13 protein-coding genes are annotated in these 20,150 nt (G+C 65.7%); 1 reads left to right on the forward strand and 12 read right to left on the reverse strand.

Annotated elements, in window-relative coordinates; all coding sequences use genetic code 11:
• Positions 1 to 886: 886 nt before the first annotated feature.
• The 4 genes from U6958_RS16350 to U6958_RS16365 are packed head-to-tail and all read right to left on the reverse strand — an operon-like array spanning position 887 to position 8,631.
• On the reverse strand, positions 887 to 1,420 hold the full coding sequence (locus U6958_RS16350; protein WP_143044627.1) for a hypothetical protein: 534 nt from the start codon (positions 1,418 to 1,420) through the stop codon (positions 887 to 889).
• Between the two features lies 1 nt (position 1,421).
• Positions 1,422 to 6,212 carry an RHS repeat-associated core domain-containing protein gene (locus U6958_RS16355; RefSeq protein WP_083393646.1) on the reverse strand — a complete coding sequence of 1,597 codons (4,791 nt, stop codon included), beginning with the start codon at positions 6,210 to 6,212 and terminating at the stop codon, positions 1,422 to 1,424.
• A gap of 8 nt (positions 6,213 to 6,220) precedes the next feature.
• Positions 6,221 to 7,351: a 3-oxoacyl-ACP synthase gene (locus tag U6958_RS16360; RefSeq protein WP_046239312.1), complete on the reverse strand. Its 1,131-nt coding sequence runs from the start codon at positions 7,349 to 7,351 to the stop codon at positions 6,221 to 6,223.
• Positions 7,348 to 8,631: a hypothetical protein gene (locus U6958_RS16365; RefSeq protein ID WP_074923210.1), complete on the reverse strand. Its 1,284-nt coding sequence runs from the start codon at positions 8,629 to 8,631 to the stop codon at positions 7,348 to 7,350. The genes U6958_RS16360 and U6958_RS16365 overlap by 4 nt, the downstream gene beginning before the upstream one ends.
• A gap of 74 nt (positions 8,632 to 8,705) precedes the next feature.
• Between U6958_RS16365 and U6958_RS16370 the strand changes: the two genes are divergently transcribed.
• The gene (locus U6958_RS16370; protein ID WP_074923209.1) at positions 8,706 to 9,698 is read left to right on the forward strand and encodes a DUF2169 domain-containing protein; all 993 of its coding nucleotides are present in this window, start codon (positions 8,706 to 8,708) and stop codon (positions 9,696 to 9,698) included.
• 8 nt (positions 9,699 to 9,706) lie between these two features.
• On the opposite strand, the gene U6958_RS16375 is transcribed toward U6958_RS16370, so the two are convergent.
• From U6958_RS16375 to U6958_RS16410, 8 genes are all read right to left on the reverse strand, one after another.
• A complete protein-coding gene (locus tag U6958_RS16375; protein ID WP_017405412.1) occupies positions 9,707 to 10,156 on the reverse strand; it encodes a hypothetical protein in 450 nt (149 codons plus the stop codon).
• Positions 10,157 to 10,166: 10 nt separating this feature from the next.
• Positions 10,167 to 12,461 carry a type VI secretion system Vgr family protein gene (locus U6958_RS16380; RefSeq protein WP_074923208.1) on the reverse strand — a complete coding sequence of 765 codons (2,295 nt, stop codon included), beginning with the start codon at positions 12,459 to 12,461 and terminating at the stop codon, positions 10,167 to 10,169.
• Positions 12,462 to 12,582: 121 nt separating this feature from the next.
• Positions 12,583 to 12,972 carry a hypothetical protein gene (locus tag U6958_RS16385; RefSeq protein WP_244160524.1) on the reverse strand — a complete coding sequence of 130 codons (390 nt, stop codon included), beginning with the start codon at positions 12,970 to 12,972 and terminating at the stop codon, positions 12,583 to 12,585.
• Positions 12,973 to 13,037: 65 nt separating this feature from the next.
• Entirely contained in the window at positions 13,038 to 15,308 is a 2,271-nt protein-coding gene (locus U6958_RS16390) for a S41 family peptidase (RefSeq protein WP_074923207.1), read from the reverse strand.
• Positions 15,305 to 18,046 (reverse strand): type VI secretion system ATPase TssH, encoded by a 2,742-nt coding sequence (gene tssH, locus U6958_RS16395; protein WP_074923206.1) that lies wholly within the window; start codon positions 18,044 to 18,046, stop codon positions 15,305 to 15,307. The genes U6958_RS16390 and tssH overlap by 4 nt, the downstream gene beginning before the upstream one ends.
• Positions 18,047 to 18,097: 51 nt before the next feature.
• The gene (locus U6958_RS16400; RefSeq protein ID WP_227472493.1) at positions 18,098 to 18,553 is read right to left on the reverse strand and encodes a hypothetical protein; all 456 of its coding nucleotides are present in this window, start codon (positions 18,551 to 18,553) and stop codon (positions 18,098 to 18,100) included.
• Between the two features lie 112 nt (positions 18,554 to 18,665).
• A complete protein-coding gene (locus tag U6958_RS16405) occupies positions 18,666 to 19,271 on the reverse strand; it encodes a hypothetical protein (protein ID WP_227472492.1) in 606 nt (201 codons plus the stop codon).
• A gap of 35 nt (positions 19,272 to 19,306) precedes the next feature.
• Positions 19,307 to 20,140, reverse strand: coding sequence for a hypothetical protein (locus U6958_RS16410; RefSeq protein WP_074923205.1), 834 nt, complete (start codon positions 20,138 to 20,140; stop codon positions 19,307 to 19,309).
• Between the last annotated feature and the right edge of the window lie 10 nt (positions 20,141 to 20,150).

A 20,150-nucleotide genomic window follows, 5' to 3' on the forward strand; every position in this document is an offset into this window, starting at 1 on the left:
CATTCCGACTCCAGCTTGGCCAGGGGCACGAAGCTGTCGGGCTCGTAGAGGTATTCGCTCAGGCGTGAGCCACGGATTTCCCCGGCGAGCAGGTCGCCGTCGTAGAGGAAGGTGGTGCGCCCGAAGGCATCGTGCTTGTCGATGCGCCGGCCGAGCGCGTCGTAGCGGTAGCGCGTGGTCTGGACGGTGGCGGCAGGCTCTGGCTGCGCGTTCGAGCCGGCGATCTTCGGTTCGGGCTTGTCGTGGTAGCGCGTGACCGTGGATTCGAGCATCTGGTGCTCGGCGCTGTAGCGAAAGCGCTGCACGGTGTGCCAGCCGATGCGGCGCTCCACGATGTTGCCGTGCAGGTCGTAATGGAAGCGCAGGTCCTGGTAGACGGTGAGCCGGTTGGTGGGCACCTGTTCGCGTTCGTTGCTGGTGCCGCCGCTGCTGAGGTCTCCATCACGGTTGGGGTTGAGCAGGTTGCCTGCGGTGTCGAACGCGAAGGTTTCCAGGTTCCGGCCCGAGGTAGGCGATCCGCCGGCAGCATTTTTCTGGGCGGCAAGGATGCGGCCCAGGGCGTCGTAACGGTACTGGCTGTCGCCGCGCAGGCCGTCGCGCGTGGCGACGAGGTTGCCTGTGGGGTCGTACTGGTAAAGGCGGGCGATGCGCTGGCCGGAGGGCAGGGGAGTATCCCGGTCCCAGAGGGCCTGGGGTGAAGGCCTGCCGGGCTGACCTTATGGGAGGTAAGGCGGCCTATTGGGTTCCAGCCATAGCTAGTAATAAGCCAAGTCGTTCATAACCAATGGATCTTGAGCTTTCATTTATGCGTTGCCTAGTTGACTAATATTATTGAAGTCAGCAGTGCTATCTGGATATAGATTATCCTAGAGATGCTAGCACCACATCAGGTGGTTGGCCTGGAAAAAATAAGAAATTCTCCTGATTTCCAGTCTTCTTGGCCTAACCAACCGTAGGGAAAACCTTGTCTTTTATATATGCTGAACATGTTTTCGAAATATGGATGCGACTCAGTCATTAATAATCTCGATGATGCACAAAGAAGCAGATCATTGCTGATTGCATCGGCTATAAGCTCGGCTTGATCTTTGCTGAATTCTTTAATCGCCAATATTCTTGGAGCGATAAGTTTATAAAAATTTTCTTGCTCAGCAAATTCTATTAAAGAACGCCTTAACGTTCGAAGTGGCTCATCCATTGGGTACGGAATTTCTGAGGAGGCATCCTGAGTTATTTCAACCAATGGGAAATGTGGTGGACTGATATCTTGATCAAGATACTCGGCCAATATTTTTTTTATATCTGTAGCAACATTTTTATCATCTCCATTGGGGATGTACTCTCGCTCCATAATGGAACCTTGCTTTACATAATTTAGAACTTCAACAACTTTTGCAGGAAATGAATTTATATCAATCATGTTAGAATCCAGAGTTTCGTAAGATTTTATCCCATTGAGAGAAGCTAGCTCCCTCTTTGTTCATTATAGGCGTTCCTTTTCTTAGTTCCTTTCTTATGGTTCTTTGCATCTCTCCAAGCATTTGTGAGAGCTTTTTGGGGCAGCTTCCTGCTTTTTGAGCTACTCTCATAACGGAATCCTCGATTGCTAGAGAATATAGCGTATGGTTTGTATTATGCGTTGATCTTCCAAAGTACTTTCCTTTTTGTCCTTTGTAGCGCCCTCTTTCTGTTGGAAGATTAATTAAATTATCCAAATGATCTTTGTCTATACAATTTAGTATAGGGAATTTCTTGAAAACCTCTTTGGGGATCATGTGGTGAGTTTGATGACTTGTATGCTGCCCCACTTTCTTATTCATTCGATTACGGTGAGTACTGAGTCCTTCAGGATCAATCCAATCCAAAGGATTCGCTCCATAGTGATATAAATTTTCTCCCCCCTCCAGCCCAATCGGATCCTGATGCACAAACCTCCCCACCACAGGATCGTAGTACCTGAACCGGTTGTAGTGCAGCCCCGTCTCGCCGTCAAAGTACTGTCCCTGGAACCGTAGCGGTTGTTCCACCAGCGCCAGGCTTTGTACCTCACCCTGGGCGGCCAGGGCCAGCGGGCGCTGGTCGTGGGGGAACACCGCCGCATCGTCCGTGCCGGTGCGCAGGTACTGCAGCTGCTGGGTCTGGCCCCAGACCTTGTAGCTGGCGGCCCAGACGATGCGGCCGGCTTCGTCGGTGAGCTCCTGGGGGGCGCCGATCTGGTCGCAGTGGTAGTAGTAGGTGGCAAAGCTGGATTGGCCCGCTTCTGCCTGTGCGTTGCGGTTTTCCTCGCTCTTCCATTCCGATTCCAGCTTGGCCAGGGGCACGAAGCTGTCGGGCTCGTAGAGGTATTCGCTCAGGCGTGAGCCACGGATTTCCCCGGCGAGCAGGTCGCCGTCGTAGAGGAAGGTGGTGCGCCCGAAGGCATCATGCTTGTCGATGCGCCGGCCCAGCGCGTCGTAGCGGTAGCGCGTGGTCTGGACGGTGGCGGCAGGCTCTGGCTGCGTGTTCGATCCGGCGATCTTCGGTTCGGGCCTGTCGTGGTAGCGCGTGACCGTGGATTCGAGCATCTGGTGCTCGGCGCTGTAGCGAAAGCGCTGCACGGTGTGCCAGCCGATGCGGCGTTCCACGATGTTGCCGTGCAGGTCGTACTGGAAACGCAGGTCCTGGTAGACGGCGAGCCGGTTGGTGGGCACCTGTTCGCGTTCGTTGCTGGTGCCGCCGCTGCTGAGGTCTCCACCACGGTTGGGGTTGAGCAGGTTGCCTGCGGGGTCGAATGCGAAGGTTTCCAGGTTCCGGCCCGAGGTGGGCGATCCGCCGGCAGCATTTTTCTGGGCGGCGAGGATGCGGCCCAGGGCGTCGTAGCGGTACTGGCTGTCGCCGCGCAGGCCGTCGCGCGTGGCGACGAGGTTGCCTGTGGGGTCGTACTGGTACAGGCGGGCGATGCGCTGGCCGGAGGGCAGGGGGGTGTCACGGTCCCACAGGGCCTGGGGTGAAGGCCTGCCGGGCTGACCCTGGAGTGCGCCTTGCTGGCTGACCTTGTGGGAGGTGAGGCGGCCCATGGGGTCCCAGCCATAGCGGCTGGTCAGCGTGCCCTGGGTGCGTTCGATTTCCTGGTGCAGGGCGTCGCGTTCGATGTCGCTGAGCACCTGGCCGTCGGCGAGGATCTGGTGCAGGTGGCCCGAGCCGTAGTAGAGCCATTGGAGGTGGCGGCCCCCGGGCAGCCAGCAGTCCGTACGGTTGCTCAGAGCGTCGTAGGCGTGACGATAGCTGTAGGTCGCCAGGGCCTGCTCGTCCGAGCCCGGTGCCATGTGTGTCTGGGTCTCTTGCACAAGCCGCGATAGAGCGTCGTAGGCGAAGCGCACGTGCGCATCGGGGTTGCTGGCATGCAGCATGCGGCCCAGCAGGTCGTAGCCATAGGTGGTGGTTCCTCCGTCTCCATCCCCTGCTGCGTCGCTGCCCACGTGGATCTTGGCGACAAGGCGGCCCAGCACATCCCTGCGAAACAGCGTGCGCTTGGGCAGGGCTGCGTCGGGCCGTGGATCGTAGGGCGTGTCCGGGGGCTGGTGGGCATCGCGCTCGTGCATTTCGGTCAGTTCGCTGGCGGCGTTGTAGCGGTAGCGCTGTATGCGGCCGTCAAAACCGGTTTCCTCGATCAGGTTGTCTGCGGCGTCGTAGGTGAAGCTGGTGACGGCGCCGTTTTCGTTCTGCAGGGCGATGAGCCTGCCCACGGCGTCATAGCGGTAGCGCAGCGTGCCGCCCAGCGCATCGCGGCGCTCCACGGGCTGGTCCAGGCCGTTGTAGGTGTAGCGGGTGATGGCGCCTTGCGGGTCGGTGTAGGAAAGCAGGTTGCTCTGGGGGTCGTGGGCATAGTGATGTTCGGAACCATCGGCGCCCCACATCCGGCGCAGGCGTCCAAGCGCGTCGTGAAGGTAGCGGGTGGTCTGGCCCAGGGCGTCGGTGGAGGCCACGAGGTTGCCCAGGATGTCCCACGCATATCGCGTGACCTGGCCCGAGCAGTCGGTGTAGGCCACGAGCTGTCCGGCTTCGTCCCACTGCAGATGGCGGGTTTTGCCCAGCGCGTCTTCTATGGCGACGGGCAGGCCGCGCGTGTCGTATTTCCAGCGCGTGGCGTGGCCAAGCGGGTCCAGGCGCTCGACCAGGTTACCCTGGGCGTCGTAGGCCTGCCGCCAGACATGGCCCAGCGCGTCGGTGACTTCTTCGGGCAGGTTGAGCTGGTTGTATTTGAGGCGGGTGGTGGCACCTGATGCGTCCGTGACGGCCAGCAGGTTGCCCTGGCCGTCGAATTGCCAGCGGGTGATGCGGCCCATGGCGTCCCGCGCCTGTTGCGGGTTGCCGGCGGCGTCCATGCGCGTCTCGGATCGGACGGGCTGGCCATCCGGCCCGGGTTCGACGATGGCGATGACCTCATGCCGGGCGTTGTATTCGTAACTGCTGCGCCGGCCCAGGGCGTCGGTGACATGGGTGGTGCGGCGGCCCAGGTCGTAGTCGAAGCGGGTGTCCAGCGTGCCGGGCTCGTCGGTCCAGGTCCGCACGACGCGGCCGCCCGCGTCAAGCCGGCTCCATTCCTGGTGGTAGGTGAAGCCGGTGCGGCTGCTGTAGGCCACCATCAGGTGCTGGCGATAGCGATAGTGCGCCACGCCGCCCATGGCATCCGTGGCGGACTGGAGGTTGGCGTGGGCGTCATCCGGGACGTTGCCATCCGTTCCATAGGCATAGCGTGCCAGCAGGCCGCCGACCTGTTCCACGCCGTCGATCACACGGGATTCCAGGTGGATCTCCTGCAGGAGCGGGCCGGAGGGTCCCTGGTCTTCACTCCAGGTGAAGCGCAGCTTGCGGCCAGCGCTGTCGGTCAGTCCCAGCGGGCGGGGCGCGCGGCCATCGATGCCTGTGGCGGTGTAGGCCGGGTAGTGGAGGCTGATGGTGTTGCCATTGCGGTCCACCAGGTGCACCAGTGGCAGACGCCATTGACCGGTGGCCGGGGGGGCGAACAGGTGCCGGGTGCCATCGGCGCTTTCAACGCTCCAGCCTCCTTGCTGGTGGTGGGTGACGGTGATTTTTTCGCGCGGGTCGAAGTGGCTGGTCCCGGCGGCAATCACGGGCAGCTGTATGCGGCGCCCGCGGGCGTCGTAGTAGTGCACCGCATCGTGGACCAGCACCAGTTCGGTGGACAGGGGCGTGCTCCATCCCCATCCGAGCCAGCCGGGGCGGCGGTCGCTGGAGCGGTAGTACCGCTGCCAGGTTAGGGCCATGGGGCCGGGCAATTCGAAATCCGTGTCGCGCAGGATCTTGGTGCCTGTGGCAAAGATCACGGGATGGCATGTGCCCAGCTCGCAGGTCGGTGGCGTGGCAATGCTTCCCTTGGAGGCGTTATCGATGATGTTGCCCTGCGTGTTGGGATTGACGCTGTTGTCCGCGCGCTTTGCCACGGGGTTGCGGCGCGATTTGGCGCGCTGGGCGATCTTGCCCAGGACAAAGCCGATGGTGATGGCGGCCACGCCATCGGCGATCACTTCGGCGATCTGGTCGATTTTTTCGTCGGTCAGCGGCGGTGTCAGCAGCTCCTGGATTTCCTGGGCGAGTTCGGCGACTTGCTCGGCCGCCTGGGCCATGGCGGCCCCTCCGACGACGAGGTTGACGCCGGGAATGAGCTTGCCCACGAGCTTGAGGGCGGGTCCGATCAGCGCGCTGGGATCGGTCAGGCTTTCTCCAAGGGCCGACAGCTGGCTGGAGAAGGCGCCCGGCAGCTTTTCGATCACCTTCTGCGCCAATTGGTCATACGGCCCGGGCAGCGCCTTCATGGCAAGGCGCATGGCCCAGCCAGGATTGATGACCATGGCGTTGCTTTTGGTCGTGTCGAAGGACCGCACGCTGCCCCGGCTCTCGAACTTGGTATCGCTGCTGTAGCTGGTGGGCTCGGCCGCGCCGCCGACAACGCCAGAACGCACGCCCGCGATACCACCGAGCTTGTCGGGCGTGGCGGGTATGGACTCGAAGCGGCTGCCGGCAACGGCCACGGGGTGCCCATCGATCTTGAGCGTGGCCGTGCCGTTCTTCAGGCCCGGGCCATGGGCCATGTTGAGGATGGGAACCGGTGGTCCCTGGGGCTTGGGAAAGACGGGGTTGATCGGGCCAGGAATCATGGCCGGATTGCGGCCTTCGTGTATGGCTCGGCGGTCGTTGACGTAGGTGGCCATGGATGGACTCAGGACTCTTGGGAAATGGAGGATTGGCGCCGCCCGGCTGCGGAAGATCTTCCTGCCGTGCGGGCATGGCGATTCCAGGTGGCGCTCCAGGCGGCCACGCGGGTGTTCAGCCCGGTGACCGTGAGCAGGCCTGCGTGGCCTGCCAGGGGCGACGGCATGACGGGGTGCGTCAGCCACTGGCGCATCTCATGGAACAGGCTGAGCATGAGAGGCGCCCAGGCCGCGCCCATTTGACCAAGCAATGCTGCCGGGTCCTGGGCTTGCGGCAGGCCGCCCTGTGACGCCAGCGCCGCGGAGAGGCTGGCCAGCTCTGCGCCCCGCCATGCCGAGCCATCCATGTCGGACCAATAGGAGTGCAGGGCGTTGACCGGCATGTGCGCTGCCTTCAGCGCACCGTGGCTGGCCTCGATCAGTGCGCGGCCATCGGGCAGGGTGTCGCTGTCCAGGCGTGAGCGTGGCTCGTCTGCAAAGAATGGTGGATAGACCGTGACGAAATCTGCAGTGGCCGGCTTGCGGGACAGCCGTACAAAGGCTGCGCCTTCCGAGGCAATGAAGCCTTCGCAGACGCCGTTGACCTTGGCCCAGCGACGCTGGTAGAGCACGTCCGCGATCTCCGTGTCCACGAAGCTGTCCACTCCGCCGATGATCACTTCGGGCACCGAGGGGTTGTCGTGCATGAAACGATAGGCCTGCGACAGCGCATCGGCGCCTGCCACTGCGCCGCCCGGGTAGACCTTGATGGGCAGGAACTCTGCGGCGAGGTCCAGTGCGCGGGGAAGCTCCAGTGCGAATCGGCCGGCGTCTATCCAGCCCGGCAGTTCAGGCAAGGAGTCGGGCAGTGCCACGAAGAGGGGGATGGGCCGCTGCAGCGGCCAGCCTGCGGCAGGCGCCGGCTGGCCGCGCAAGGCTTCGTGCAGGGCAGGGGCTGCGAGCCGGATCAGGCGTTCCGTTCCTTTGCAGGCTGCATCAATGGCTTGCACCCGGGATACGGTGGCACGGTGCTCGGCCTGGCCGGTAATGGCCTGCCGGGTAAAGCTCGACTGGCGTGCAAAGAAGCCGCAGCCGGTCTGCCAGGCCCGGGTCCCGATGGGGGTGCATGCACCAGTGGCCGCGATGACGAGAGGGTTCATGGTTGTGCCCTGCCGATGTTGAACGCCGCACGTTCGATCACGGAGGCCGTGCTGCAGGCCAGGGCCTGAACGACGGCCAGATCGTCGGCCTCGATCCACAGCGCTGCGCCCACGCGTGAGAGGTGCTCCAGATAGAGCAGGTGGCGCAAGGGCGCGCCTACCATGGCCACGGCCTCCTGCAGAACCACTTGCGTGCGGGGGCGTCCGAGACGCAGGGCCGGCCCTGACAGAGGAAGTGCGGCCAAAGCGGCGTCGATGGTGGCGGAGCGGCCCGATGCCTCGTGACCCAAGTCAAATGCAATGTCGGCGGGTTCTCCTGTGAGCAGGGCCGTGGCGTCAGCCAGGGTGCGGCATGCCTCTTCGTCGTCCCAGGCCGTATGGGCAGCGAGCTGGCGAAGCAGGGGAACGTCTCCCACAAGTGAGGCCGCATATACCTGCAGTCCCCAGGGCATTTGGGGATGCCGGCCTTCCCGCAAGGCGCTTGCCAGCGCATGTCCATCCCTGGCGGCCAGCAGGGCCAAGGCCACGGTGGAATGCGGCATCCGGGCCAAAAGAGTGCGTGCCACAGGCGTTTCCTGCCGGCTGCCCATGAGCGCCAGCGCCAGCAAGGCGGCCTGCGCATCGCTGTCTTGTTGCGTGGCTGCGATGGCCTTGGTTTCAGCGCCACGCCCGGTGCATCGCCAATCACACAGGGCCGCCAGGCCGCCCGGCAGACCGGATGTCCATGCAGAGATGGCTTGTGCGAATTCGTCGCTGACAGCCGGCCGGGAAATTGCGAGGCGCTGGAGCAACTGTGCCAATGGCGCGCTCTGCCTGTGCTGTCCCTGGGAGAGCAGCCAGGTGAAGTATTCGGCGACGGTGTTGTCGAAGCAAAACCGCATGGCGTTGAATACCGCGTTCGGCTGGGCCTGGAGATGGGCTCCCAGCGTTCGCTCCAGCCCATCGTGAATGTGCTTGCGTTGCAGGTGCAGGGCTTGCAGGCAGGCCAGCGCGAAGATGCGGGAGGGCTCATCCAGGATTTCAGCGCCAGCTGTTTCGATGGCCTGCTGGCAGGCATGGTCCAGCTCGGGTGCGTGCATCAGGTGCTGCTTCAGGCCGCTCAGCGCCTGCACGATGCTGTCGTCGAACACGGCAAATGCGTCGGGGCGCGACGCGGGACGCTGCAGCAAATGGGAGCGGCGCCAGTACTGGGTTACCAGGGTCCGGGCCATGCGCGCTGCCGGCGGGGCCGACACAGGAATGTCGATGGCTCTGGGAATGGGAAGGTCGATGACGGTCATGATGAAAAGAGCCTGGCAGCCCCCTCGGAAAGAGAATGCATGGGGGACAATGCGCCCCAGGAGGAACCCAAGCGATGCTGGACAATCTGACGCCGTTTGCTGCGGAAATACTGCCGGGACATGGGGCCGACGGCACCCTGTGCTCCACCGTGGTGATCAAGGCCACGCTGGATTTCGAAGGGCGCGCGGTGGCCCAGGGCAATGCAGTACCTGTGTTTCGCGGCGATGAGTTCTTTGGCGCGGAGGGACCCATTGGTGTGGTACGCCACGAGGCCGATATCGCTCCGCTCAAGTCTCGGGTGGATGTGCTGTTCAACGGCTATGCCTACGCTCCTGGTGGCAAGCCCGCTGCCCACTTCGATGCGGGTCTGGCCGTGGGCGGTGAAAGCCGCGTCATAAGAGTCTTTGGCAAGCGGGTCTGGCGCCGACGCCTGGGAGTGCTGCCCCTGGCACAGGAGGTGGAGCCCGCCTTGAAAGTCCCTGTTACCTATAACCTTGCCTTCGGGGGAGCGGATGCCGAAAAGCCGGAGGTATTCCACGGAGCCAATCCGATCGGAGCAGGCTTCAGTGCAGGACTGCCCCGGGAGGGCGAGCCCATGCATCAGCTCGAATGGCCTGACGATCCGGTTCGCTCTGCAGTCGACCGGGTTTCGCCGGCCGGCTTCGGCTGCATAGGCCGTAGTTGGTTGCCGCGTCGCGCCCTCTGGGGCAGCTATACGGGCAAGGAGGTTGACGCATCGCCAGGCCTTCTCACGCGCATGCCGGCTTCGTTTGATCCCGCCGCGTGGAATTGCGCCCATCCCCGGATGCAGTTCAGGCGCGAGCAGGTGCAGCCAGGAACGAAGATCGCCTGGATGAACCTGAGCGCGCAGGGCATGGGCACTACCGTCGTGCCTGCGATCCGGCCGCAACTGAGCTGGGTGCTCCGCGGTGAACGTGGCACTGCACGCCCGGAATTCGACACGCTGATCATCGAGCCCGAGCATGGGCACCTGATCCTCATATGGCGACACACGCTTGCCGCGCATGTGCTCAGTGGTCTTGAAAGTGTTCAGATCCATCTCTGAGCCAGCCTTCAATTGATGCGGACTTCGGCCGCGTCCAGATCAAGCAGATCCCGCGCATCTTGCTCAATCGTTAATGCCACCAGGCGAGCAAGCCCCTGGGCCGTGAGTTTCAGCGTGGCCTGGCCGCAGGCCAGCGTGATGCAGTCCTGCGACTGTAGGTGGATGCTCCTTTGTCCCCATGGCGCCGTGGGTGCGGGTGAGAGCACTGCGGTGATCGTGGCACGCCCCGTCGGCTGGACTGCCAGCAAAACCTCGTCTCCCGGAACCAGAACCGGCAGCAGCACGCCCGCAGGCGCTTGCACCGAAAGTGCGGGATCGTGCGTGTACGCCACCAGATAGAGGTCTTGCCCCAGTACCTCGACGACCTGCCCGGCCAGGAGCTGTACGTTGGACGGCAGGCGTTGCGCCTCATCGACGTCGGATGGCTTGGCAGGAAGGCGTTTTTGTGCGATTGCCATGGGATTTCCTTCAAGCGGGGTTGATGTGGCTGTCAGGGGAGGACACGGTCACCTTGGAGCTGCCGCTGATGGAGATCGTCTGTCCGTTGACCTGCACGGTGCCGTCGCTGGTCATGCGCAACACGGCCTTGCCGCACTTGATTTCGATGGCGTCACCCACGGTGATGGCCATTTCCTTGCCTACCGTGATCGTCTGCACCTCGCCCACGGTGGTGGCGGAGTTCTTGCCGACCGTCGCCGTATGGTTGTCGGCCGTGTCGTCGGTGCGGTTCTTGCCCACGCTGGTGGACTGGTTCTGACCCACTGAAACACTGCGGTTCATGAGCACCGTCGTGCTCTGGCTCAGCCCCACATTCACCACCATTGCTGCGCCCACGTTGACGTTGTAGGCGGCGCCGATGTTCACCATCTTGGCCAGGCCCACGTTCTGCATGTAGGCCAGTCCGATGGTCTCTGTCTTGAAGCTGCCCACCTTGATCGACCAGTTGTTGCCGATCTTGTCCTTCTCGTTGCGGCCTATGGTCTTGCTGCGGTTCTTGCCGATGGAGATGTTCTCGTCGATGCCAACGTCTTCATTGCGGTTGTCGCCGATGCTGATCTTCTCGTTGTGGTCCACACGCTCCGTGCGGTTGTTGTGCACGGTGATGGTCTCGTCGCGGTCCACGGTCTCGGTGCGGTCGCGGTGGATGACGTTGGTCTCGTCCCGGTCGATGGTCTTGCGCCGGTCGTTGCCCACCCATTTGTCCTCGTCGTTCTCGACTTCGGTGAGCTGGTCCTTCTGCGCGTGCAGCCAAAGCTGCTCTTGCCCAGCCTTGTCCTCGAAGCGGATGGCGTTGGCGTCGCCCTGGCCGTTCTTCGTGCCCGCGCCCGGGGCGCCGCCCTTGCTCGACCGGGTCTTGATGCCCGATTGCGTGGCGTTGGCCGGCAGTGCCCAGGGCGGCATGTTGGCCGCGTTGTAGACGCAGCCCATGACGATGGGGTGGTCAGGATCCCCGTTGAGGAAGTCCACGATGACTTCCATGCCGATGCGCGGGATGTGCACGGCGCCAAAGCCCGGCCCGGCCCAGCTGGTGGCCACGCGCATCCAGCAGCTGGAGTTCTCGTTCATGCCGCCGATGCGGTCCCAGTGGAACTGCACTTTGACGCGGCCGTACTGGTCGCACCAGATCTCTTCGCCTGCGGGGCCCACGACGACGGCGGTCTGCGGGCCCGTGGTACGTGGTTTGGCGGTGATGCGCTGGGGCTTGAAGGGCAGGCTGGTGGGCTGGGCCTGGAGCACGAATTTCTGCACTGAGCCTTCGCCGCTGCCGCCGTCGCTGACGCGCGGGTTCTCCTCGAAGGCATAGTCGACCGCCGTGACCAAGTAGGTCTGGTTCTGGTCGCCGCGCGGATAGTTGTCCAGCGTGAAGGTGTAGCCCGGCGCCATGGCGCGGTGGTTGGAGCGGCCCTGCACCGTGCTCTGGCGCGTGAGGCTTTGCTGCAGGCGCACGCGGATGTAGTCCTCGCCGTCGCCGGTCTCGGTGTAGCCGCCCGGCCATTCGTAGATCTCGTAGGCGTCGTGCGCGTGGCCGGGCGGGTTGCGGCGCATGTTGGACAGCTCGGCGCGGGGCTTCTTGAAGTCGTAGTCGTCGTTGTAGTGCCGGCCAGGCTTGACGCGCTGGTGCAGTTCCCAGGCGTGTATGCATTCCTCGCGCGCCACGGCGGCCTTGCCCGGCGGGTGGAAGGGGATGACGGCGCCGCCCTGCAGCGGGTCGTGCGAGGCGATGACATCGTCGCCCAATGTCAGCACATGCTGACCCGCGCTGTGCTGGTGGTAGTAGCAGATGCCCTCGTGCTCCATGAGGCGCGAGACGAACTGGAAGTCCGTCTCGTTGTACTGCACGCAGTACTCCCAGGTGCGGTAGGAGCGCGTCAGGCGCTGCTGCATGGGGTGGCCGTAGATGCCCAGGACCTCGTTGATGATGTCCGGCACCGTCTTGTTCTGGAAGATGCGGAAGTCGCTGCGGCGCGTGGCCAGCCACAGCCAGGGCGACAGGCGTGCGCGGTACAGGAAGTTGCGGTGCTCGTCCTGGCCGCGCATGCCAAAGGCAGTGACCAGGCCGTCGATGTAGCGCTTGCCGCCGTCCTGGGTCTCCACCACCACGGTGGCGCCCTTGCCCAGCAGGGCCTTGGGGTCGATGCTGTCGTCCTCGCTGAGCAGGTCGATCTCCAGGGCGAACAGATGGCTGATTTCCTCGCGACCCTGCAGCCGGCGCAGCTGCAGCTGGTCTGCCAGGGGGGTGTTGATGGTGACTCTGCGTGTCATGGTGTCGGATCTCGCGGTGCTTGGGGTGGAAGAGGGGTCGGGGCTTCAGGCCTGGATGGCAGGGCCTGGGTGCGCCGGTCGATGAAGGGCTTGCATGGGGTGGCTGGAAGGTCCTTTGCTGCTATCGGGCTGCGTACACCAGTCCCGGACGGGCGCCGTCGGCGTCATCCTGGGCGCCATCCATGACAGGGGCGCTGTCGAAGGACTGGCCCAGCGCAACGAACTGGTAGTTGCCGCGCCGGTCGGTGAAAACCGCCAGGCCGTCCGGCGTCAGGGCTACGTTGAACCAGTCGTTGTCTGTTCCGGGCTGGTCCGGGTCCAGCGTGTGGGACTGGCTCCGGGCCAGCACGCTGCCGGCCAGGCTTGCCTGGTTCAACACCCGGGTCTGCCGGCCATCCGCGCCATACAGCCGCAGCTCCCCGTTGGCTTCGACCTTAACTGGCGTAGCGAGGGCAACCCGCATCTGGTCGGTGCTGGACGAGCAGCCCGCTGCCAGCGCGCTGGCAGCCATGACTGCACAAGTCACGAAACGGGCGGGGGTCAGGTGCGGTGGCATGGCGGCAAGGGCTTGTGGGTCTAGCGCGACGCCTGCGCGGTGCGGCTGCGATCCAGGTGGAGCACGGCGGCGTCCAGCAGCGGGTCGCCGCCGGCCTGGATGGAGGCGGTGAAGGCCGCGTCCACGGGCACGCGCAGGCGCGGGGTCACGCCTTGGGCCTGTGCGGCGGGGTTGTTGCCGCCAGAGGGGCCGGTTTCTGCGAGCAGGGGGACTTGCACGATGAAGCCGGCCGGCAGGTGCACGCGCGTGGCGGGGCCGGTGGCGCCAGCCGTGGCGCTGGTGGCGACGATGTCGGCACGCTGGCTGTGCTGCAGCCAGGCGGCGAACAGTTCGCAGGGGCCTGCGCAGCCCGGGCCGGTGAGCACGGCGATGGGGGCCGTGAAGGGCGTGCCCGAGGCGGCCAGCGGCAGCTGGGCCGGCAGGCCCAGGCCGCCACGGCTGCGCCAGACGCGGGCGGCGGGGTCGAACAGGCGCTGGGCGGCGTCCTGCATGCGCAGCGGCTTGTCGCGTGTGTAGAGCGAGGCCAGCATGTGGGGCAGCAGCTGGTAGGCGTCGTCGCCCCGGTGGGCGCGCAGGTCGATGACCAGGCCCGTGACCCTGGCCTGGGTGGCTGCGGCCAGGGCGCCCTCCCAGCGGCTGAGCTGGCCGGTGGCGCCGTCGGCAAAGCTGTCGAGGGCGATGTAGGCCAGGTTGCCGCCCTGGGCGCTGCGCAGCAGGAAGGAGGCGAGGGCGGGCTCGGCCGCAGGCAGGGCCGTGGTTGCGGCGGGGGCGGCGTCCAGGCGCAGGGTCTGCTCCTGGCTGGCCGGGGGCGCGCCGGCTGCGGTGCGCAGGCTCAGCGTGGCGGGCGTGCCCAGGTCCAGCGCCAGCAGGTCGGCGCGGCGGGCGTCGGCACCGGCGCGCAGCGAGGCGGGGGCAATGCGGTCCAGGTAGCGGGTCGGGCTTTCCCCTTCGATGGCGAGGATGTCGCTGCCGGGCTGCAGGCCCGCCTTGGCGGCGGCAGAGCCTGGCGCCACGCCGGTGATGGCGATGCGGCCGTCCTCGCGCAGCCAGGTGCGCGGCATGGGCAGGTTGACGCTGCCGCGTGCCAGCAGCTGCGGGGACAGGCCCCGGTCTGTGCGGGCAGGCCAGGCCTGGCCGCCGGGCAGCAGAACGCGGTACTGGCCATCGCCCAGGCGCTGGCCCATTTCTGCCAGGGCCTGGGCCTGTGCGGCGCTGTCGCCGCGCTCGGCGGCGGTCTGCAGGCGCTGGCCGTAGTCGGCACGCAGCTTGCCGGCATCAAAGCCGCTGGCAGCGGCCAGCGGGTGGCGCTCGGCAATGAGGCCGATGAGGGCCTGGGCCGCATCGCCTGCGCCCAGGCGGGACAGGTCGATGTCCTGCGCGGGCTGGACGGCATGGAAGGCCAGGGCGATTTCCCGGGCACGGTCGAAGCGCAGGCCCTGCGGCTCCAGCGTGACCACGGTGTAGCCGCGCGGCAGGGTGACCATGGGATCGTCGGCGGTGAACAGGCGCCCGTCGGCGCCAAAGCCGGAAGGGAAGCGCTGCGTGGCATCGCTGGCCCAGACCAGCAGCTTGCCGCCCGTGGGCTCCAGGATGTCGCCGCTTTGGCGCGGCCATTCGGTGCGCACCGAGCTGGCGCGCAGCATGGCGTGCTGCTCTATGGCGTCCAGGCTGCGCCGGCCCGCGCGCTGGGGCACGTCGGCATGGACGGACAGGGCGAAGATGCGCACGCCCCGGCCCCCGGGGCGGGCACGGCCGGTGGACAGGTCATAGGTCGTGCCGTCGGGGTCGCCGGGCAGTTCGATGGCCACGCCGGTGCTGTCGCCGCGCGGCAGGGCCAGCCATTGCGACTTGGCCGGCGCCACATGGGCGGCCTGGCGCTGCACGAGGTACGGCCCCTGGTCCATGAGCGCGACCACGGCCTGGCCGCGCCGGGCGCTGTCCGTCCAGGCGTCGCCCAGCACGGCCATGACGCGGCGTGGGCCGCCCTGGTCGTCCTGCACGGGGGCGGCGCCGGAGGGCGGCGACTGTGCCGCCTCGGGCTGGGCCTGGTTGCGTTCCCACCAGGCACGGGCCTCGCTGGCGGCACCGGTGGCCGCGTTGGTGGCCGTGCTGGCCGCGCTGCGGCCGGCCTCCAGCGCCTGTTGGCCGGCCGTGGCGGCGCCCGAGGCCCGCTGCACGGTGTCGGCGGCCTGGCCGATGGCGCCCAGGTCCAGCGCCTGCGCAGCCGGGGCGGCCAGCAGAGCTGCTGCGATCACTGCCGTGGCGGCGCGTGGCAGGCGGTGCCTTCTCATGCCGGCTCCGCAGCGCGGGTGCGCACGTCCAGCGTGAAGTCGTCGCCGCTGGCGCCGGCATGCAGGCTTTGCAGTTCCTGGCCTTGCACGGTGGCCTGCAGGAAGTGGGTAGCCATGCGCGGCAGCAGGTTCTGGGTGAGGATGCCGTCCACCATGCGCGCGCCCGATTCGACCTCGCTGCAGCGGCGGCGCACCAGGTCCACGGCGGCTTCATCGAAGCTGAACTGCGCGCCGTGGCGTTCCTCGATGCGCCGCTGGATGCGCAGCATCTGCAGCCGGATGATCTGCTCCAGCATGGCGTCGGAGATGGGGTAGTAGGGCACCACCGTCAGGCGGCCCAGCAGCGCGGCAGGGAAGGTCTGCAGCAGCGGCTGGCGCACGGCCTGTGCCAGGCCTTCCGGCGTGGGAGCCAGGTCCGGGTCGCGGCACATGTTGGCGATCAGGTCCGAGCCCACGTTGGAGGTCAGGATGATGACGGTGTTCTTGAAGTCGATGTAGCGGCCCTCGCCGTCTTCCATCCAGCCTTTGTCGAAGACCTGGAAGAACATCTCGTGCACGTCGGAGTGGGCCTTTTCGATTTCATCGAGCAGGACCACGCTGTAGGGGCGGCGGCGCACGGCCTCGGTGAGCACGCCGCCTTCGCCGTAGCCCACGTAGCCGGGCGGCGCGCCCTTGAGGGTGGAGACGGTGTGCGCCTCCTGGAACTCGCTCATGTTGATGGTGATGAGGTTTTGCTCGCCGCCATACAGGGCTTCGGCCAGGGAGAGGGCGGTTTCCGTCTTGCCCACGCCCGAGGGGCCGGCTAGCAGGAAGACGCCGATGGGTTTGTTCGGATCGTCCAGCCGCGCGCGGGAGGTCTGGATGCGGCGCGTGATGGCCTCCAGGCCGTGGCGCTGGCCGATGACGCGCTTCTCCAGCGTGTCTGCCAGCGAGAGCACGGACTGCACCTCGTCACGCACCATGCGGCCCACGGGAATGCCGGTCCACTCGGCCACGACGGCTGCGACCACGCCGGCATCGACCACGGGCTGCAGCAGCGGGGAATCTCCCTGCAGCTCGGCGAGCTGGCGGCGCAGCGCTTCCAGCGAGGCCACGCTGGGGGGCTCGGCAGGTTTGGTTGAGGTGGCTTCGGCGGCCGTTTCCGGTGCCGCAGCGGACGGGTCTGCGGCGGCGCCGGTGGAGAAGACGGGCGGCTTCAGGCCCATGAGGGCGGCCTCGGTTTCCAGGATGCGGCGGGCCAGCGCGCTTTCCTGGCCAAAGCGCTCGGCCAGCGTGGCCTGGCGCTCGCGCAGGCCGGCCAGGTCGGTTTCCAGCGCCTGCAGGCGCTCGGCCGTGGGCAGGCCGAGGGCGGCCTCGCGCAGCAGCACTTCCTGCTCCACGCCCAGGGCCTCGATGCGGCGCTGCACGGCTTCCAGCTGGGCGGGCGTGGCATGCAGGGCCATGGCCACGCGCGAGCAGGCCGTGTCCAGCAGGCTGACGGCCTTGTCGGGCAGCTGGCGCGAGGGAATGTAGCGGTGCGACAGGCTGACGGCCGCGGCCACGGCGTCTGCGGCAATGCGCACCTGGTGGTGGTTTTCCAGCTTGGCGGCCACGCCGCGCAGCATGTCCACGGCGCGGGGCTCGTCGGGCTCGTGCACCTGCACCAGCTGGAAGCGGCGGGTCAGGGCCGGGTCTTTTTCGATGTATTTCTTGTACTCGGCCCAGGTGGTGGCGCCGATGGTGCGCAGCGTGCCGCGCGCCAGGGCGGGCTTGAGCAGGTTGGCGGCATCGCCGGTGCCGGCCTGGCCGCCCGCGCCCACCAGGGTGTGGACTTCGTCGATGAAGAGCACGATGGGCGTGGTGCTGGACTGCACGGCGTCCAGCAGGCCGCGCAGGCGGTTCTCGAACTCGCCCTTCATGCTGGCGCCGGCCTGCAGCAGGCCGACGTCCAGCACGCGCAGCTCCACGCCCTGCAGCGGCGGCGGCACATCGCCCTGGGCGATGCGCAGGGCCAGGCCTTCGACCACGGCGGTCTTGCCCACGCCGGCCTCGCCCACCAGGATGGGGTTGTTCTGGCGGCGGCGCAGCAGGATGTCCACCATCTGGCGCACTTCGTCATCGCGGCCCGTGACGGGGTCCAGTTCGCCCGCCTTGGCGCGGGCCGTCAGGTCCACCGTGTACTGCTGCAGCGCACCGCCCTGGCCGGGCGCGGTGCCCGTGGCCTGGCTGGCTTCGCCCGGCGTGCCTTCCAGCCCGCTGCCATCGGCCGCGCGCATGCGTGCCTCGGGCGAGTCGGGCAGCAGGCGGGCGAAGGCGTCGCTGAGCGCGGGCTCGGAGATCTTGTCGAATTCGCGCGAGATGGAGCGCAGCTCATTGGCCAGCGAGCGCGTGCGCACCATGCCCGACAGCAGATAGGCGCTGCGGATCTGGCTGTCGTTGAACATCAGCGTGGCATAGACCCAGCCGCGCTCGATGGCGGTCTCTATGTGCTCGGAGAAGTCGCTGATCGAGGTGGCGCCGCGCGGCAGCTGGTCCAGGCGGCGCAGCACATCGGCGGCCAGGCGGTCGGAGGCGATGTCGAAGTGGCGCAGGATGCGGATCAGGTCGCAATCGTTTTCCTGCAGCAGCTGGTGCAGCCAGTGCACCAGCTCCACATAGGGATTGCCGCGCAGCTTGCAGAACACGGTGGCGCCTTCCAGCGACTTGAACAGCAGCGGGTTGAGCTTGCCGAAGAGGGATTGGCGGCTGATTTCTGTCATGGGTCTTGGGTGCTTAAAAAGAAGGGATCAATGGGCGGTAGGAATTGCCGGCTAGCGTTGGGGGCGGACTTCGACCTTGCGGCCCTTGGCCTGGCACTGCGCCAGCAGCCGGTCGACCCAGGCGCGTTCGACGAGGAAGCTGCTGCCGGTGATTTCCTGCGCCGTTTCACGGACGTCGGCGGCGAGGTGGATGGCCTTGGCTTCGGACAAGGCATCGCCATCCCATTGCGCTTCATCCGGCGATGGTTTGGCGGTGAAGCGGCGCTGCCCCAGATTGGCGATCTGGCCGCCTTCCAGCCAGACCATCCAGACCGACGAGCGCGCAGGGACTGCGCTGCGGTTGTGCTGTTGCACGAAGCAAAAGCGCTGGAGGGCTGAAGGCTTTCCGGGGCCAGTCGATGCCTGGCGGCTCTTCAAATAGATACGCAGGGCGGCTGGAGAAGGAATCAGGGATTGCGCCGGACGCGAGAAATCGGAAGCCCGCCCGCTTTCAGGCGCTGCCAGCAAAGGCAGGGCCGACCCCGCCAGGGTGGCCAGCAGACACCTTGCGAGCAGGCGACGGCCTTGCCTGACACGGCATGGGCCGGGAAAGCGGTTGCGTCCGATATGCGGCATGCGGCTATCGGGCAGGAGTCACTTTGATGGTGCGGCCCTTGGCCTTGCATTGCGCCAGCAGCATGTCCACCCAGGCGCGTTCGACGAGGAAGCTGCTGCCGTAGATTTCCTGGGCCGTTTCTCGCACGTCGGTCGCGAGCTTGATGGATTTCATTCTTGCCAGGCTTTCACCATCCGCTTTGGCGTCTTCTTTCGTCAGCGTTTTGGGCGAATAGAGATGCCAGCCCATATTGACGATCTCGCCGCCATTGAGCCAGACCATCCACACGTTCGGCTCGGGATCGGACGGATGGTCGGGACGCTGCTGCACGAAGCAAAAGGTATTGCTCTGGCGGGCTCTTTGGGTTTCCCAGACTTCATCCTTGAACTTCAGGTATTGCCGCAGCGCAGTCATGGACGCGACTCTTTCCTGCGCAGGCCGAGAGTAGTCGGCAGCCGTTGGCTGGGTTTGCTGGCTGCTGATTTCAGCCGGCGATGCTGGTGGCGGCGATGATTCGGAGGCTTGGGCACCTATCAAGCAGGCGCTCACTGCAATGGCAGTGGCAAGGCTGGCCATTGGGAAATGGCGATGCGGTTTCAAAGCGCTTGATCCGGTATGGGTTGGTGACATGGAGTGCCCTCCTTGGTTTTCGATGTGTTTGGGGATCAGTCGCGTTTGCGCAGCCGGGCATGTGTGTAGAACATGTTTCTAGCCAGCGCGGCGTGCTGAATGAAGTCGGCACCGGGAGAGCTGGATTTCGCAGTTCTCCAGGCGAACAGGCCTGTGGGGGTAGGGTCTGGCGGCACCGCGCCGGTGGCAACGTCCAGGGCCGCCTGCACAAAGTCCAGATAGGCCTTGCGTTTGGGATGCAGGCCGTTGTTGGCGTTGTCCACATAGTCGCGGAGGTTCCTGGCAATGTCGGGACCCAGCTTCGGATAGACGTTGAAGCCATGGAATTGGACCGATCCCCGGTCATCCGCCATGACGATGTCCTCGACGCTGGTGGCACCGCGGGCCATGAAGTCTTCAGGCTTTCCGCTTTTCAAGCGGTTCTCGATGACTCGGCGCATCCATTGCATTCCGGTTTTCACGTTGTCGAGATTCCAGGCCAGTGAGGTGTCGCCCGGCGAGACGCTTTCCGCCAGGAACAGCCTTGCCAGCATCCCCTCCGTCGTGCTCTCCGCAGGCAGCGAAATGCTCTTCTCCACCTGCACGGTGATGGCTGCGGGCATGACGCTGAGCCCGCTTCCCTGCACCGCCACGATGCTGAGCTTGGTGAGCCCGGGCTGCTGCGCCACGAAGTCGAATTGCCAGCTGTCGGCGCGGGCGTTGTGTACGGGGGGCTGGGCCGCAAGAATGCTGGGCGCATCGATCCTGGCACCCAGCTTGTAGGCCTTTGCGACGGCCTCGATCTTGACGCGCAGGCGGTTGCCCTCGACCAGCGTCAGCGTGGAAGGAACCGGTGCGTTGTGCGGGAACTTGATCTGTACGGTGGGCATGTGTGCGAGC

The sequence above is a fragment of the Delftia lacustris genome, assembly GCF_040267515.1.
Lineage (GTDB): Bacteria > Pseudomonadota > Gammaproteobacteria > Burkholderiales > Burkholderiaceae_C > Comamonas > Comamonas tsuruhatensis.

Coding starts and splice junctions, on each gene's coding strand:
- U6958_RS16350 (WP_143044627.1), bottom strand. CDS start 1,420: ATGATTGATATAAATTCATTTCCTGCAAAAGTTGTTGAAGTTCTAAAT.
- U6958_RS16355 (WP_083393646.1), bottom strand. CDS start 6,212: ATGGCCACCTACGTCAACGACCGCCGAGCCATACACGAAGGCCGCAAT.
- U6958_RS16360 (WP_046239312.1), bottom strand. CDS start 7,351: ATGAACCCTCTCGTCATCGCGGCCACTGGTGCATGCACCCCCATCGGG.
- U6958_RS16365 (WP_074923210.1), bottom strand. CDS start 8,631: ATGACCGTCATCGACCTTCCCATTCCCAGAGCCATCGACATTCCTGTG.
- U6958_RS16370 (WP_074923209.1), top strand. CDS start 8,706: ATGCTGGACAATCTGACGCCGTTTGCTGCGGAAATACTGCCGGGACAT.
- U6958_RS16375 (WP_017405412.1), bottom strand. CDS start 10,156: ATGGCAATCGCACAAAAACGCCTTCCTGCCAAGCCATCCGACGTCGAT.
- U6958_RS16380 (WP_074923208.1), bottom strand. CDS start 12,461: ATGACACGCAGAGTCACCATCAACACCCCCCTGGCAGACCAGCTGCAG.
- U6958_RS16385 (WP_244160524.1), bottom strand. CDS start 12,972: ATGGCTGCCAGCGCGCTGGCAGCGGGCTGCTCGTCCAGCACCGACCAG.
- U6958_RS16390 (WP_074923207.1), bottom strand. CDS start 15,308: ATGAGAAGGCACCGCCTGCCACGCGCCGCCACGGCAGTGATCGCAGCA.
- tssH (WP_074923206.1), bottom strand. CDS start 18,046: ATGACAGAAATCAGCCGCCAATCCCTCTTCGGCAAGCTCAACCCGCTG.
- U6958_RS16405 (WP_227472492.1), bottom strand. CDS start 19,271: ATGTCACCAACCCATACCGGATCAAGCGCTTTGAAACCGCATCGCCAT.
- U6958_RS16410 (WP_074923205.1), bottom strand. CDS start 20,140: ATGCCCACCGTACAGATCAAGTTCCCGCACAACGCACCGGTTCCTTCC.